Below are 14820 nucleotides of genomic sequence, written 5' to 3'. Positions count from 1 at the left end.
TGATCGGCAGCGGCATGGACCGCTGGTCGAGGGGAGAGCGGAGCCGCCGCTGGCACCCATCCAGCTGGTCGAGGAGCGCGCGAGCGCAGCGAGCCCGCGTCACGAGACCACGCGACCGCCGCTCCCGCCCAGCCATGCGCGAGGTCGCGTCGAGCGGGTGCGTCACGTGGTCTCGTGACGGCTCCTCGCTGCGCTCGGGGCCTCCTCGACCAGCTGGTGGTGGCGAGGCCGACGATTCGAGGCGGAGCCGTCCGAGGCACCTCGCCGAGCAGCCGACCGGGCGATCGCTACGCCGCCGGCTCCCTCGACTCCTGCAGCAGCGCGAGCACGTGGCGGAAGTCGGGCTCGTCGACGTGCACCGACGTGCGCTCGCGCACGAGCGGCTTGGCGCAGAACGCGACGCCGATGCCGGCGTCCTCGAGCATGAGCAGGTCGTTCGCGCCGTCGCCGATCGCGACGGTCGCTGACAGCGGCACGCCGTGCTCGCCCGCCCAGCGGTGCAGCGCCTCGCGCTTCGCGACCGCATCGATGATCGGGCCGACGACCTCGCCCGTGAGGAGCCCGCGGTCGACGCCGAGGCGGTTCGCGAGCGTGCGGTCGAGGCCAAGTCGCTCGGCGAGCGGGTCGAGCACCTCGTGGAACCCGCCCGAGACGGCGCCGACGATGCCGCCCGCAGCGTGCACGGCGTCCACGAGCTCCTGCACGCCGTCGGTCACGGTCACCGAGCGCGCGACGTCGTCGAGCACCGACACCGGCACGCCCTCGAGCATGCGCACGCGCTCGACGAGCGAGGCGGCGAAGTCGAGCTCGCCCCGCATCGCCCGCGTCGTGACGGCCTCGACGTGCGCACGCGCATCGGGGCCGACGGCGTCGGCGATGAGCTCGATGACCTCGTCGCGGATGAGGGTGGAGTCGACGTCGGTGACGACGACTCGCCTCACGCGAGCACCTGCTCGCCCTTCGGCACCGTCACGATGCCCGTGTCCGACACCGAGAAGCCGCGGGCGCGATCGTGGTCGTGGTCGACGCCGATCTTCACGCCCGGACCCACGACGACCTCCTTGTCGAGGATCGCGCGACGCACGACGGCACCGGCGCCCACGTGCACCTGGTCGAACAGCACCGCATCCGACACCGAGGCGCCCGAGTCGACGCGGTTCCACGGCGCGAGCACGCTGCGCACGACCGATGCGCCCTGGATGACCGAGCCCGACGACACGATCGACTCCACGATCTCGGCGGGGCGGCCGTGCTCGTCGCGCGTGAACTTGGCAGGCGGCTCGTTGTACTGCGCCGAGTAGATCGGCCAGCGGCGGTTGTAGAGGTTGAAGATCGGCAGCGCCGCGATGAGGTCCATGTGCGCGTCGAAGAACGACTCGATCGTGCCGACGTCGCGCCAGTAGTACTTGTCGCGGTCGGTCATGCCCGGCACGGTGTTCGACTGCAGGTCGTAGAAGAACGCCTCGCCGCGGTCGACGAAGTACGGCACGATGTCGCCGCCCATGTCGTGGTTCGAGTCCTCGAAGTCGCCGTCGGCCTTCACGGCCTCGACGAGCGCATCCGCGTCGAACACGTAGTTGCCCATCGACGCGAGCACCTCGTCGGGGGAGTCGTTGAGCGGCTTCGGGTCGCTCGGCTTCTCGCGGAACGCGTCGATCTTGCCCGAGCCGTCGGGCGACTCCTCGATGATGCCGAACTGGTCGGCGAGGGCGATCGGCTGGCGGATGCCGGCGACCGTCATCTTCGCGCCCGAGGCGACGTGCGCCTCGATCATGTCGCGGAAGTCCATGCGGTACACGTGGTCGGCGCCGACGACGACGACGATGTCGGGCTTCTCGTCCTTGATGAGGTTGAGCGACTGCAGGATGGCGTCGGCCGAGCCCTGGAACCAGCGCTTGCCGAGTCGCTGCTGCGCGGGCACGGAGGCCACGTACGAGCCGAGCTGCGGCGCCATGCGCCACATCTGCGAGATGTGGCGGTCGAGCGAGTGCGACTTGTACTGCGTCAGCACCACGATCTGCCGCATGCCCGAGTTCACGAGGTTCGACAGCGCGAAGTCGATGAGACGGTAGGTGCCGCCGAAGGGGACGGCCGGCTTGGCCCGGTCCACGGTCAGGGGCATGAGCCGCTTCCCCTCGCCACCGGCGAGGACGATCCCGAAGACCTTCTTGTCCATGACCCAAACCTACCCGGCGCGAGGCTCGAAACGCAGGGGTCTCGTGGGTCTGGTACGCGGCGCGTACGCTGACGGCATGCGCGTCGACCTCGTGACCAAGGAGTACCCGCCGGCCATCTACGGAGGCGCCGGCGTGCACGTGACGGAGCTCGTGAAGGCGCTGCGCCGCGACACCGAGGTGCAGGTGCGCTGCTTCGGCGCCCCGCGCGACGAGGCCGACGTCACCGCGTACGACGTGCCCTCCGAGCTCGCCGACGCGAACGCGGCGCTGCAGACGCTCGGCGTCGACCTGCAGATCGCGGATGCCGTCGCCGGCGCCGACGTCGTGCACTCGCACACCTGGTACGCCAACGAGGCGGGCAGGCTCGCGCAGGAGCTGCACGGCATCCCGCACGTCGTCACCGCCCACTCGCTCGAGCCGCTGCGCCCGTGGAAGGCCGAGCAGCTCGCAGGCGGCTACCGCATCTCGAGCGACGTCGAGCGTCGCGCCTACGAGGCTGCCGACCGCGTCATCGCCGTGAGCGACGGCATGCGCGCCGACATCCTGCGCTCGTACCCGAGCCTCGACCCCGCGAAGGTCGTCACGATCACGAACGGCATCGACCTCGACGCGTGGCAGCGGGTCGACGACCCCGAGCGCGCCCGCGAGCTCGGCCTCGACCCCGACCGCCCGTCGGTCGTGTTCGTCGGTCGCATCACGCGCCAGAAGGGCCTGCCGTACCTGCTGCGCGCCGCGAGCTCGCTGCCCGACGACGTGCAGCTCGTGCTGTGCGCGGGCGCGCCCGACACGCAGGAGATCCTCGCGGAGGTGCGCGGCCTCGTCGACCAGCTGCGCGAGACCCGCGACGGCGTCGTGTGGATCGACGAGCACCTGCCGCGCGCCGACATGCAGGTGCTGCTGAGCCACGCCACGACCTTCGTGTGCCCGAGCATCTACGAGCCGCTCGGCATCGTGAACCTCGAGGCCATGGCGTGCGGCGCCGCCGTCGTCGGCTCGGCGACCGGCGGCATCCCCGAGGTCATCGACGACGGCGTCACGGGGGTGCTCGTGCCCATCGACCAGGTGCAGGACGGCACGGGCACCCCGACGGATCCCGACCGCTACGTCGCCGACCTCGCCGCGGCGCTCACGCGCGTCGTCGCCGACCCCGAGGCTGCGCGACGGATGGGCGAGGCCGGCCGCGCCCGTGCGGCGACGCACTTCGACTGGGGCCGCATCGCCGACGAGACGCGCGCCCTCTACGCGACCGTCATCGCCGAGCGCGCCGACTGACGCGGCGCGCCCGCGCGGATGACCGGCGGGCCCCACCCGCGCGGATAGGGTCGAGGGCATGACGCGTGTCCTCGACCTCGACGACGTCAGCGTCGTCCGGAACGGCAACCGCATCCTCGACTCGGTGCGCTGGAGCGTCGACTCGAGCGAGCGCTGGGTGATCCTCGGACCCAACGGCGCGGGCAAGTCGACGATCCTGGCGCTCGCGTCGGCGTCGATGCACCCGACGTCGGGCACGGTCGAGGTGCTGGGGGAGCGGCTCGGCCGCGTCGACGTCTTCGAGCTGCGCACGCGCATCGGCATCGCCGCGACGAGCCTCGGCCGTCGCATCCCGCCGCACGAGAGCGTCGGCAACGCCGTGCTCACCGCCGCCTACGCCGTCACCGGGCGCTGGCACGAGCAGTACGACGCCGTCGACCTCGAGCGTGCAGCCCTCGTCATGGACGACTGGGAGCTCACCCGACTGTCGAAGCGCGCCTACGGCACGCTGAGCGACGGCGAGCAGAAGCGCGTGCAGATCGCCCGCGCCGTCATGACCGACCCGGAGCTCATGCTGCTCGACGAGCCGGCAGGCAGCCTCGACCTCGGCGCGCGCGAGGGCCTCGTGCGCTCGCTCGCCGAGTACGCCGCGAGCCCCCTTGCCCCTGGCCTCGTCATGGTGACCCACCACGTCGAGGAGATCCCGCCGGGCTTCACGCACGTGCTGCTGCTCGCCGACGGCAAGGTCTCGGCGGCCGGCCCCATCGCCGAGGTGCTCACCGACGCCAACCTCACGTCGACCTTCGGCACGCCGCTGCGCGTGTCGCGGGACGGCGACCGCTTCACGGCTCGCGCGGCCTGACGGCCTCCGCGACCTGATGGCGCGCACGGCCTGGCACGCTGACGCGCCGACCGGAGCCGGACCCGACCATCGGGATCGGACTCTGGTAGAGTCATTCGCTGGTGCGCATCGCGCCGACGACTTCCATCCACATCCCGAAGGTTCCACCATGAAGACCGGCATCCACCCCGAGTACCGCGACATCGTCTTCCGCGACCTCGCCTCGGGCGAGACGTTCCTCACGCGTTCGACGACGACGTCCGACAAGACGATCGAGCTCGACGGCGTCGAGTACCCCGTCATCGACGTCGAGATCTCGAGCGCCTCGCACCCGTTCTACACGGGCAAGCAGCGCATCATGGACTCGGCCGGCCGCGTCGAGAAGTTCAACAAGCGCTTCAAGGGCTTCGGCAACTGATCGCCAACCCCCGCGTCAGGGAACGCTGACACCGCGAAGGCGGGCACCCATCGGGTGCCCGCCTTCGTCGTGCGTGGGGAGTGGGGCGGATCAGCCGGTCGCGACGAGCACGTCGGCGCCGTCGCGCGGCGCGAAGCGGGCCACGAAGTCGGCGTCGTTCGGCACCCACACGTCGCGCCACAGCGCATCGTGATCGTTGCCCGCGGCCCGATCGCGGGCGATGCCGCGCTCGGTGGCGACCGCGACGTCGACGTCGCACCACACCGTGAGGTCGAGCGCGCCGAGCGCCTCGGGATGCAGCAGGCCGATGAGGTCGACGACCAGCACGCTGCCGGTCGGCACGGGCTCGGGCGCTGCGAGGGCGCCGGCGTGCCAGTCCCAGCGCTGGAACGTGGATGCGCGACGCTCGCGGAACGGCACGAGCACGTCGCGCACGAGCCGCTCGCGCTCGACGCCGTCCCAGTCGGTCGATCGCTCGTGCGAGCGAGCGGGGGAGAGGAAGTCGTCGCCGCACATGCGCACGGCGCCGTCGACGCGGTCGACGAGCGCTCGAGCGAGCGTCGACTTGCCCGCGCCGCCGACGCCCGAGATGCCGACGACGATCGGTCGCCCGGTCGCGGCGGCGAGCGTCTCGACGCGTGCGACGAGCCCCTCGAGGCCGAGCAGGCGTGCGTCGGTCACGCCGTGCGCGCCTCGCGGATGGGCCAGCCGCGGTCGGCCGTGAACGAGGGGTCGCGCTGCTGCATGTAGCGGGCGAACGACTCCGCCTGCTGCGTCGCCCAGTCGACCGTCGAGGCGTGCAGCTCGTCGGCGGGCACCTGCAGCTGCGGGAACAGCTCGTGCATCGCCTGCGCGAGCCGGCCGGCGGCGATGGCATCGGCCGACGCCTCGTGCCACCCCTCGAGCTCGACGCCGTAGTGGGCGCACGTGACGCCGAGCGTGCGCTTGCCCTTGCGGTAGCGGTCGACGTGCTTGTCGAGCACGAGCGGGTCGATGACGGGCGCCGGGGCCTCGACGGGCGCGATGCCGTGGCGGAGCGCCTCGTGGTGCAGCACCGTGAAGTCGTACGCGGCGTTGAACGCGACCACGGGCGTGCCCGCGCGCAGCAGGTTCGCGACCTCGGCGACGATCGCGGCGACGACCTGCTGCGCCGGAGCGCCCTCGGCACGAGCGCGCTCGGTCGTGATGCCGTGGATCGCCGCAGCGCCCTCGGGGATCTCGACGCCAGGGTCGGCGAGCCACGCGTGCTGCTCGAGCAGCTCGCCGTGCTCGTCGAGCACGCCGAGGAATGCCGTGACGATGCGGGCCGTCGACGTGTCGACGCCCGTCGTCTCGAGGTCGAAGACGGCCAGGCGCGACGCCCAGCCCTGCTGCTGCACCTCGTGCGCGACGGCGACGGCGGCGTCGACCGTGCGCAGGGGCATCGGCTCGGGCATCGGCTCTGACGCTGGGCTGCTGGGCGCGACGGGCTCGCTGCCGCCGGCGTCGAGCGCCAGCGCCTGGGTCACGAGGTCGTCGATCGCTCCCGAGTCGCCCGGCCGCGGGCTCTGGATCTCGATCATGGCGCCACGCTAGCCGCGGCCTCCGACACGAGCGGGCAGGCGCGCCCCGTAGGCTCGTGACCATGGTCGACTCGCCGTTCCAGGAGCTGCTGGATGCGACGCCCGTCGCACGCGACGAGCGCGTGATCGACGGCATCCGCACCGTCTGGTTCGCGTACGGCGACCCCGCGGCACCGCCGATCGTGCTCGTCCACGGCTACCGCGGCGACCACCACGGGCTCGAGACGATCGCTGCGCACCTCGCCGGCCACCGCGTCATCGTGCCCGACCTCCCGGGCTTCGGCGAGTCGGCTGCGCCAGCCGACACCGGCATCGACGCCTACGCGTCGTGGCTCGTCGCCTTCGTGGCCGCCGAGGCGCCCGGAGCCCCCGTGCTCGGCCACTCGTTCGGCTCGATCGTCGTCGCCGCCGCAGCGGCCGCGGGCCTCGACGCCGACCGCATCGTGCTCGTGAACCCCATCGCGCAGCCGGCCCTCGAGGGTCCGCAGCGCATCCTGTCGCGCTTCACGCTCGGCTGGTACCGCGCCGCCGCAGCCGCGCCGGAGGCCGTCGGCCACGCCATGCTCTCGAGCCCCGTGATCGTGCGCGGCATGAGCCTCGTCATGACGAAGTCGCGCGACAGGGCCATGCGGCGCTGGATCCACGACCAGCACGACCGGTACTTCTCGGCCTTCGCATCGCGCGAGTCGGTCGTGGGCGGCTTCGAGACGTCGATCTCGACGAACGTCGGCCACTACGCCGCCGACATCGCCCAGCCCGTGCTGCTCGTCGTCGCCGACCGCGACGACATCACGCCGCTCGCGGCGCAGCGCGACCTCGCGACGCGGTTCCCGGATGCTCGCGTCGCCGTGCTGCACGGCACCGGCCACCTCGTGCACTACGAGCAGCCCGACCAGGTGGCGGCGCGCATCCGCCGCTTCCTCGCCGAGGCGCCCGCCGCATGAGGGTGCTCTTCGACTGCCGCTACGTGCGCACCGAGCGGCACGACGGCATCTCGCGCTTCTCCGCCGAGCTCGTGGCGAGGCTCGGGCAGCGCGCCGCCGTCACGATGCTCGTGCACGATCCCGCGCAGCTCGCGATGCTGCCCGACCTGCCGCACGTGCTGGGGCCGAGCCCGACCGGGCCGCTCGAGCCGCTCGCGACGTGGCGCATGCGGCACGTCGACGTCGACGTCGTCTACTCGCCCATGCAGACCATCGGCTCCCTCGGGCGGCGCACGGCGCTCGTCACGACGGTGCACGACCTCATCTACTACCGCCACCCCATGCCGCCGCGCGACCTGCCGGCGCCCGTGCGCGCGCTCTGGCGGCTGTATCACCTGTCGTACGGGCCGCAGCGGCTGCTGCTGCGCGGCGCCGATGCGACCGTCGTCGTCTCCGAGACCACGGCGCAGCTCGTGCGCGAGCACCACCTGACGTCCAAGCCCATCCACGTCGTGCGCAACGCCGCCGACGCGCTCGGCGAGCCCGTGACCCACACGGCGCCGCCCACGAGGCGGCTCGTCTACATGGGCTCGTTCATGCCCTACAAGGGCGTCGACACCCTCGTGCGCATGGCGGCGCTGCTGCCCGACCACGAGCTGCACCTGCTCAGTCGCATGCCCGCGGGCGAGGAGGCGCGCCTGCGGGCGATCGCGCCCGACGCACGCATCGTCGTGCACGACGGCGTCACCGACGCCGAGTACGCCGAGGCGCTGCGCTCGGCGACGGCGCTCGTGCACGCGAGCCACGACGAGGGCTTCGGCATCCCGCTGCTCGAGTCGATGGCGCTCGGCGTGCCCGTCGTCGCCTCCGACATCCCGATCTTCCGCGAGGTGGCCGGCGACGCTGGCGTGTACGCGCCCGTGGGCGATGCCCAGGGATTCGCGGATGCCGTGCTGCGGCTCGAGGGGGAGTGGGCCGCCCGCTCAGCAGCCTCCCGAGCGCAGGCGGCGACCTTCTCGTGGGATGCCTCGGCCGACGCGCTGCACGCGGCGCTGGAGGCGACCGTGGCGGCGCGCCGGGTCTGACCCGGACCGCGCGTCAGGACGCGTGCGGCAGCGGCGCGAGCGCGTCGGCGAACGCCGTGAGGGTCTCCGACGTGCCGGCGTCGATGCGGGCGCTCGCGCGCTTGTCCCACTTCGTCGGGCCGCGGTTCACGATCACGATCGGCACCTCGCGACGACGCGCGATCTCGAGCAGTCGCACGGCCGTGTTCACGACGAGCGACGAGCCTGCGACGAGCACGACGCTCGCAGCGCGCACCGCCATGTCGGCCTCGTGGAAGACGTGGCTCGGCACGAGCTCGCCGAAGAACACGACGTCGGGCTTCAGCATCCCCTCGCACACGAAGCACACCGGCACGACGAAGTCCTGATCGCCGTCGAGCGACACGTCGCCGTCGGGGTTCATGCGCACGCTGTCGGGCACCGTGATCCACGGGTTCTGCTCGGCGATGCGATCCGCGACGACCTGGCGCGGGAAGCGCGACGCGCACTGCAGGCACGTCACGGTGGCGTTCGCGCCGTGCAGATGCACGACGTCGCGGCTGCCCGCCTTCTCGTGCAGGTCGTCGACGTTCTGCGTGATGACGCCCGTCACGAGCCCCGCGGCGTCGAGGCGCGCGATCGCCCGGTGGCCATCGTTCGGCTGTGTCGACGAGAACGCCTTCCAGCCCAGGTGGCTGCCCGCCCAGTACCGGCGCCGCGCGTGCTCCGACGCGAGGAAGCGGTCGAGCTGCATGGGGTTGCGCGGCGGCGCGCCTGCCCCGCGATAGTCGGGGATGCCGGAGTCCGTCGAGATCCCCGCACCGGTGATGACGGCGATCGGTCCGAGTCCGAGTCTCGCGATGGCAGTGTCGAGCACGCTCCGATCCTACGGACGCCCGTAGCCTGGATCGGCACGGAGGGAGTCCCATGGAGATCGTGCGCATCGGGTCGCTCGACGACCCGCGCCTCACCGACTACGTCGGGCTCACCGACGTGCAGTTGCGCACGCGCAAGGAGGTCGAGCGCGGCCTCTACATGGCGGAGTCGCAGACGGTGCTGGGGCGGGCGCTGCGCGCGGGCCACGTGCCCAGATCGGTGCTCGTGAGCGAGCGGTGGCTGCCAGACGTCGAGACGCTCGTCGGCCACCTCGACATCCCGGTGTTCCTCGGCGAGGAGTCGCAGCTGTCGACGCTCATCGGCTTCCACCTGCACCGCGGTGCGCTCGCCGCGATGCAGCGCCCCGTGCTGCCGGAGGTCGCCGACGTGCTGCGCGACGCGAAGGTCGTCGTCGTGCTCGACGGGCTCGTCGACCACACGAACGTCGGGGCCGCGTTCCGCTCGGTCGCGGGGCTCGGCGCCGACGCCGTGCTCGTGACGCCCACGTGCTCCGACCCGCTGTACCGCCGCGCCGTGCGCGTGAGCATGGGCACGGTGCTGCAGGTGCCGTGGACGCGCATCCCCGAGTGGCGAGAGGCGGCGCCGATGCTGCACGACGCCGGCTTCCAGATCGCCTCGCTCGCGCTCGCCGACGACGCCGTCGACCTCGCCGACTGGCGTCGGGATCGGCCGGAGCGCGTCGCGGTGGTGCTGGGCAACGAGGGCCACGGCCTCGGCCGCGACGCCCTCGCCGCCTCCGACGTCGTCGTGCGCATCCCGATGCACAACGGCGTCGACTCCCTCAACGTCGCGGCGACGAGCGCCGTCGTGCTCTGGGCGGCGCTGCACGCATGAGCCGCTACGTCACGGCCAACACGCAGGCGCGCACTCCCGCGTGGGTGCACCTCGTGCGCACGCTCGTCGTACTCGTGCTCGTCGCCCTCGTCGGCGGCGCCGCGTACCTCGTCTTCGCACCGCTGCCCGCGATCGCGAGCGAGGATGCGCCGATCGAGTCGCCCGCGGTCGGCGAGGCGCAGGTCGCGTGGCCCGCATCGGGTGCCGCGGCGTTCGCGATCGAGGGCGTCGAGGGCGCGTCGGGTGCGACGGGCGACGCGGCCGTGCCGATGGCGAGCATCACGAAGCTCGTGACGATGCTCGTGGTGCTCGAGGCGCATCCGATCGACGGCGGCGAGGGCGCCGACATCGCCATCGGCGCCGAGGACGTCGCGTTCATGCAGACCGCGTTCGACGAGGCCGCGCCGTACTACCCCGTGCGCACGGGCCAGACCGTGACGCAGGGCGACCTCGTGGAGGCCTCGGTCGTCGCGTCGTCGGCGAACGCGTCGATGACGCTCGCGCGCTGGGGCTTCGGATCGATCGACGCGTTCCTCGAGGCCGCGAACGACTGGGCGCAGCGCAATGGCATGACGACGATGGTCGTCGCCGACGCCGCAGGCCTCTCGCTCGACTCCGTCGCGTCGCCCGCCGACATGGTGCGCCTCGGTGCGCTCGCCGTCGCGGACCCGATCGTCGGCGCCGCCATGGGCCAGCGCTCGGTGACGGTCACGGGCCTCGGCGTGCAGCCGAACACGAACCCGCTGCTGGGCGTCTCGGGCATCGACGCCGGCAAGACCGGCGCGCTGTTCGTCTCGGGTCGCAACCTGCTCGTGTCGGCGACCGCGACGGTCGACGGGCAGACGCTGCGCGCCGTCGCCGTCGTCGCCGGTCAGGTGTCGGAGGACGACCGCGACGCCGCGACCATCGCGCTCGTCGACAGCCTGTGGCAGAACGTGCAGACGCGCGAGGTGCTGCCGGTGGGCAGCGTCGTGGCCACGAGCACGGCGGCGTGGGGTGCCGAGTCGGAGGCGACGACGGATGCCGCGCTCACGTCGCTCGCGTGGATCGCGCAGCCGCTCGAGGTCGTCATCGACGTCGAACCCGTGCGCACGGGCGTCGGCTCGATGGAGGTCGGCACCGTGACGGTCGCCGGCACCGAGCTCACGACGACCGTCACCGCGCGGCGCATCGCCGAGCCCGACCTGCTGTGGCGCCTGTCGAACCCGTTCGTGCTGCTGGGGCTCGCGGACGCCTGAGCGCAGCTAGGCCTCGTCGGGCTGCCGCAGCACCGGCTCGGCGAGGGGGCGCTTCGCGTGGATCGCGTCGCCCGACGAGCGCCCCGTGAGGCGACGCACGACCCACGGGCCGAAGTACTCGCGCGCCCAGAGGATGTCGTCGCTCGCCGCCTGCCGCCACGTGCGCTGCGGCATGGGCTCGGGATGCTGCGGGTGCAGGTCGTGCTCGACGCCGAGCGCGTCGAGCACCACCATGGCGATGCGGTGGTGGCCCAGCGGCGAGAAGTGCAGCCGGTCGGGCGCCCACATGCGCGCGTCCTGCAGCTCGGTCGCAGCCCACATGTCGGCGACGATGGCGTCGTGCCTGCGGGCGAGCGCGGCGAGGTTGCAGTTGTAGATCGCGACGCGGCCGCGGATCGAGCGCAGCACGGGCGTCATGCCGATGTCGGGGCCGTTGAAGAGCACGACGGTCGCGCCGTCGACCGACAGCCGCTCGATCGCGCGCTCGAGGCGGCCGGCGACGCGGTCGGGGTCGGCGCCGGGGCGCAGCAGGTCGTTGCCGCCCGCCGAGATCGAGATGAGGTCGGGCTGGAGCGCGAGCGCCGCGTCGATCTGCTCGGACGCGATCTGGTCGAGCAGGCGGCCGCGGATGGCGAGGTTGGCGTACGCCATGTCGTGGTTCGTGCGCGCGAGCTCCTCGGCGACGCGATCCGCCCAGCCGCGCACGCCGTTCGGCAGGCTCGCCTCGTCGTCGCCGACGCCCTCGGTGAACGAGTCCCCGATGGCGACGTACCGGGTCCAGGGGTGCTGCATGCCTCTCATGCTGGCACGGTGGTGACAGCGCCACATCCACCTCTGGTCGGACATCGCTGGGAGGACCTGGCGAGCCGTGTCCGCGGTGTCGGCGGCTGCTGCGACGATGGGCACGTGAGCAAGCAGGACGGCTCGAACCGCATGGTGTCGAGCCCCGACGTCGACGACGCGTCGGCGACGATCCTGCACGTCGACCTCGACGCGTTCTTCGCCACGGCGTCGCTCATCGCGCGCCCTGACCTCCGTGGCCTTCCCGTCGTCATCGGGCACGACTCGTCGCGCTCGGTCGTGACGGCGGCGACGTACGAGGCGCGCCGCTTCGGCGTGCACTCGGCCATGCCCATGGGGCGTGCGCTGCAGCTGTGCCCGAACGCCGTGATCCTCGAGCCCGACTTCGCGCTCTACCAGCGCCTCTCGCAGCAGACGATGGCGATCCTCGACGACTTCTCGCCCGAGGTCGAGCGGCTCGGCATCGACGAGGCGTTCGTCGACGTCACGGGTGCCAGGCGACTGCTCGGAGGTGCCGTCGCGATCGGCACGCGCATCCGCGAGCGCGTGCAGGCCGAGACGGGCCTCATCGCGTCGGTGGGCGCGTCGTCGACGAAGTTCATCGCGAAGCTCGCCTCTGGCCGCGCGAAGCCCGACGGCCTGCTCGTGGTGCCCGCCGACGACGTGCTGGGCTTCCTGCATCCGCAGCCCGTCAGCGCCCTGTGGGGCGTGGGGGAGCGCACGCAGGAGAAGCTCGAGCGCTACGGCCTGCGCACGGTCGCCGACGTCGCCAACACGGCGGAGTCGACGCTCGTCGGATGGTTCGGCCAGGCCTCTGGCAGGCACCTGCACGCACTCGCATGGGCGCGCGACGTGCGTGCCGTGCAGGAGCGCCCGCGCGAGCGGTCGATGGGCCACAACCACACGTTCGGCCGCGACGTCACCGACCGCGACGACCTGCGCAGCGAGATCCTGCGCCTCGGCACCGGCGTCGGCCGTCGCCTGCGCGCCGCGGGCGCCGTCGGCCGCACCGTCACGCTGCGGGTGCGGTTCCACGACTTCCGCACCATCACGCGCTCGCGCACGCTCGCCGACCCGACCGACGTGACGCGCGTCGTCGTCGAGACCGCGTGGCAGTTGCTCGACGAGCTCGACGACCCCACGCCCGTGCGCCTGCTGGGCGTGCAGATGTCGCAGCTCTCCGATCCGTCGGACGCGGGACTGCTGTGGGACGACAGCGAGGACTGGGGCAGCGCCGAGCGCGCGGTCGACGCCGTGCACGACCGCTTCGGCCAGCTCGCCGTCACGCCCGCGTCGATGCTGCGACGCGAGCGCAAGCGCGAGGACACCGGCAGCTAGGCCGGCGCCGACCTCACGCTGGGTTCGCGGCGAAGTGGTCGCGCATCGGCACGAGGTTCGCCAGCGGCGTCCACGCGCCCGTCGTGCCGTGGTCGAGCGCGATGCCCACGACGCCGACAGCCTGGAACGACGCGGCCCACTCGATCGCTGCGGGCAGCGGCGTCGCGATGAGTCGCGACGCCTCCTCCTGCGTGAGCCCGGCTGCCATGCCGCCGACGCGAGCGCGCTCGGCCGTCGAGAAGACGAGCAGCACCGGGCCTTGCGGGATCGACACCGCGAAGGGGCGCGGCTGCTCCGGCGTGCCTCGGGCGATGAGGATCCAGCGCTCGAGGCCGAGCACCGCTCGCCAGAGGGCGGTCAGCGCCGACTGATCCTGCGGCGCGTCGCGCGACGCATCCGAGAGCGCGTCGAGGCGGGCGACGACCTCGGCGGCTGGGTCGAGGCTCGGGATGCGGTCGCCGGGCTGCGGCGTGGCGTCGGTCACGCCGCCATCCTGGCGATGCCGGCTGGACCTCAGCGGCGCCCGAGCCAGCGGGCCACGGGGATCGAGCCGTCCTGCCACGGCGTGAGCGCCCAGGCGATCGCGTAGGCGACCCAGCCGAGCACGGGCAGCAGGAACGACAGCAGCACGACGAGGCGCACGATCCACACGTTCCAGCCGATGCTCGCCGCGATGCCGCCTGCGAGGCCGCCCAGGATGCGCTTCGGGCCGCGGCGGAAGCCGGTCTTGCGGATGGAGTCGAAGATGCTCATGCCTCGACGGTAGGCGGCGCGCCTGTGCCGTCGCCCAGTCGCGGGTGCAGCGGGACTCCGCAGCGTCCGCCGACGGCGAACGCTCGGGGTACCGACCTCACGACATCGTGAGATCCGCCGCACGCCAGGCGACGGGACGGAGCAGGAACACCACCTCCGGCCCGAACTCGGCCGCGACCTCGAGGTACTGCTCGACGGCCGCGCCGGGCAGGTACCGCTCGGCGAGCTCGCGGCGCTCGGCATCCGTCGCCGGGTGCTCCTCCACGACCTCGCACGCGGCGGAGGCGTAGTGCGTGCGGGGCTGCACCTCCTGCACGACGAGCGTCGCGCTGCCCGCCTCGCGCAGCAGCCGCGCCTTCTCGGAGTCGTCGCCGACCAGGATCCAGGCGTCGCCGCCGGGGGAGTACTGGTGCCACACCGGCACGGCGATGGGTGGATGGCCCGGCCGCTCGATCGCGAGGATCGGCGTGAGGGGCTGGGCGAGCAGGTGCTGTCGAGCGGTCTCGTCGAGTGCCATGCCCGGCACGGTACGGCGCGCCGCCGACGGCGGACAGGGGCTCGACAGCCACGGGATCTCGTCCGGGAACGAAGAAGGCCCGGAGCCATGGGCTCCGGGCCGTTCGTGCGCGAGGGGGGACTTGAACCCCCACGCCCTAATACGGGCACTAGCACCTCAAGCTAGCGCGTCTGCCAATTCCGCCACCCGCGCAAGGTGTCGGATCCTCTGCAGGACCGAGGAAGACA

General features: G+C 72.7%; 17 protein-coding genes and 1 tRNA gene. 8 read left to right on the top strand and 10 right to left on the bottom strand.

The features are described from left to right. Positions 1 to 287: 287 nt before the first annotated feature. Together serB and glgC are read right to left on the bottom strand one after the other, a co-directional pair. Positions 288 to 941, bottom strand: coding sequence for a phosphoserine phosphatase SerB (gene serB, locus BLQ67_RS16055; protein WP_092506649.1), 654 nt, complete (start codon positions 939 to 941; stop codon positions 288 to 290). Continuing rightward, on the bottom strand, positions 938 to 2176 hold the full coding sequence (gene glgC, locus BLQ67_RS16050; RefSeq protein WP_092506648.1) for a glucose-1-phosphate adenylyltransferase: 1239 nt from the start codon (positions 2174 to 2176) through the stop codon (positions 938 to 940). The genes serB and glgC overlap by 4 nt, the downstream gene beginning before the upstream one ends. Positions 2177 to 2252: 76 nt before the next feature. On the opposite strand from glgC, the gene glgA reads away from it, so the two are divergent. The 3 genes from glgA to BLQ67_RS16035 all read left to right on the top strand — a co-directional run bounded on the left by glgA (position 2253) and on the right by BLQ67_RS16035 (position 4687). Then, complete coding sequence (glgA, locus tag BLQ67_RS16045; RefSeq protein WP_092506647.1) at positions 2253 to 3449, top strand: glycogen synthase; 1197 nt, start codon at positions 2253 to 2255, stop codon at positions 3447 to 3449. 58 nt (positions 3450 to 3507) lie between these two features. Next, a complete protein-coding gene (locus BLQ67_RS16040) occupies positions 3508 to 4290 on the top strand; it encodes an ABC transporter ATP-binding protein (protein WP_092506646.1) in 783 nt (260 codons plus the stop codon). Between the two features lie 148 nt (positions 4291 to 4438). Further along, positions 4439 to 4687 carry a type B 50S ribosomal protein L31 gene (locus BLQ67_RS16035; RefSeq protein ID WP_092506645.1) on the top strand — a complete coding sequence of 83 codons (249 nt, stop codon included), beginning with the start codon at positions 4439 to 4441 and terminating at the stop codon, positions 4685 to 4687. A gap of 90 nt (positions 4688 to 4777) precedes the next feature. Here BLQ67_RS16035 and BLQ67_RS16030 read toward each other — a convergent pair whose 3' ends face one another. Together BLQ67_RS16030 and BLQ67_RS16025 are read right to left on the bottom strand one after the other, a co-directional pair. Further along, positions 4778 to 5368 (bottom strand): uridine kinase family protein, encoded by a 591-nt coding sequence (locus BLQ67_RS16030; protein ID WP_231945096.1) that lies wholly within the window; start codon positions 5366 to 5368, stop codon positions 4778 to 4780. Then, positions 5365 to 6249 carry a 3'-5' exonuclease gene (locus BLQ67_RS16025; RefSeq protein ID WP_331711980.1) on the bottom strand — a complete coding sequence of 295 codons (885 nt, stop codon included), beginning with the start codon at positions 6247 to 6249 and terminating at the stop codon, positions 5365 to 5367. Before BLQ67_RS16025 ends, BLQ67_RS16030 begins: the two co-directional genes overlap by 4 nt. Before the next feature lie 62 nt (positions 6250 to 6311). Between BLQ67_RS16025 and BLQ67_RS16020 the strand changes: the two genes are divergently transcribed. Next, positions 6312 to 7193 (top strand): alpha/beta fold hydrolase, encoded by an 882-nt coding sequence (locus BLQ67_RS16020; protein ID WP_092506644.1) that lies wholly within the window; start codon positions 6312 to 6314, stop codon positions 7191 to 7193. After that, entirely contained in the window at positions 7190 to 8257 is a 1068-nt protein-coding gene (locus BLQ67_RS16015) for a glycosyltransferase family 4 protein (RefSeq protein WP_092506643.1), read from the top strand. The genes BLQ67_RS16020 and BLQ67_RS16015 overlap by 4 nt, the downstream gene beginning before the upstream one ends. A gap of 13 nt (positions 8258 to 8270) precedes the next feature. On the opposite strand, the gene BLQ67_RS16010 is transcribed toward BLQ67_RS16015, so the two are convergent. Then, positions 8271 to 9092 (bottom strand): Sir2 family NAD-dependent protein deacetylase, encoded by an 822-nt coding sequence (locus BLQ67_RS16010; protein WP_092506642.1) that lies wholly within the window; start codon positions 9090 to 9092, stop codon positions 8271 to 8273. A 50-nt stretch (positions 9093 to 9142) separates the two neighbouring features. Between BLQ67_RS16010 and BLQ67_RS16005 the strand changes: the two genes are divergently transcribed. Next, positions 9143 to 9946 carry a TrmH family RNA methyltransferase gene (locus BLQ67_RS16005; RefSeq protein ID WP_092506641.1) on the top strand — a complete coding sequence of 268 codons (804 nt, stop codon included), beginning with the start codon at positions 9143 to 9145 and terminating at the stop codon, positions 9944 to 9946. Then, positions 9943 to 11184: a D-alanyl-D-alanine carboxypeptidase family protein gene (locus BLQ67_RS16000; RefSeq protein ID WP_092506640.1), complete on the top strand. Its 1242-nt coding sequence runs from the start codon at positions 9943 to 9945 to the stop codon at positions 11182 to 11184. Before BLQ67_RS16005 ends, BLQ67_RS16000 begins: the two co-directional genes overlap by 4 nt. Before the next feature lie 6 nt (positions 11185 to 11190). Here BLQ67_RS16000 and BLQ67_RS15995 read toward each other — a convergent pair whose 3' ends face one another. Then, positions 11191 to 11985, bottom strand: coding sequence for an SGNH/GDSL hydrolase family protein (locus BLQ67_RS15995; RefSeq protein ID WP_092506639.1), 795 nt, complete (start codon positions 11983 to 11985; stop codon positions 11191 to 11193). 105 nt (positions 11986 to 12090) lie between these two features. On the opposite strand from BLQ67_RS15995, the gene dinB reads away from it, so the two are divergent. Continuing rightward, positions 12091 to 13323, top strand: a complete 1233-nt coding sequence (gene dinB / locus BLQ67_RS15990; RefSeq protein ID WP_231945095.1) for a DNA polymerase IV — start codon at positions 12091 to 12093, stop codon at positions 13321 to 13323. A 13-nt stretch (positions 13324 to 13336) separates the two neighbouring features. Here the strand turns inward: dinB and BLQ67_RS15985 are convergent, their stop codons facing one another. The 4 genes from BLQ67_RS15985 to BLQ67_RS15970 form a co-directional block, all read right to left on the bottom strand. Then, positions 13337 to 13807, bottom strand: a complete 471-nt coding sequence (locus BLQ67_RS15985) for a hypothetical protein (RefSeq protein ID WP_231945094.1) — start codon at positions 13805 to 13807, stop codon at positions 13337 to 13339. 29 nt (positions 13808 to 13836) lie between these two features. After that, a complete protein-coding gene (locus tag BLQ67_RS15980; RefSeq protein ID WP_092506638.1) occupies positions 13837 to 14076 on the bottom strand; it encodes a PspC domain-containing protein in 240 nt (79 codons plus the stop codon). Between the two features lie 97 nt (positions 14077 to 14173). Then, on the bottom strand, positions 14174 to 14593 hold the full coding sequence (locus BLQ67_RS15975) for a hypothetical protein (RefSeq protein ID WP_092506637.1): 420 nt from the start codon (positions 14591 to 14593) through the stop codon (positions 14174 to 14176). 106 nt (positions 14594 to 14699) lie between these two features. Continuing rightward, positions 14700 to 14785 (bottom strand) — tRNA-Leu (locus BLQ67_RS15970). Positions 14786 to 14820: the final 35 nt, after the last annotated feature.

This window comes from Agrococcus jejuensis (assembly GCF_900099705.1).
Classification (GTDB): Bacteria; Actinomycetota; Actinomycetes; order Actinomycetales; family Microbacteriaceae; genus Agrococcus; species Agrococcus jejuensis.
This window is presented reverse-complemented; position numbering and strand designations above follow the sequence as displayed.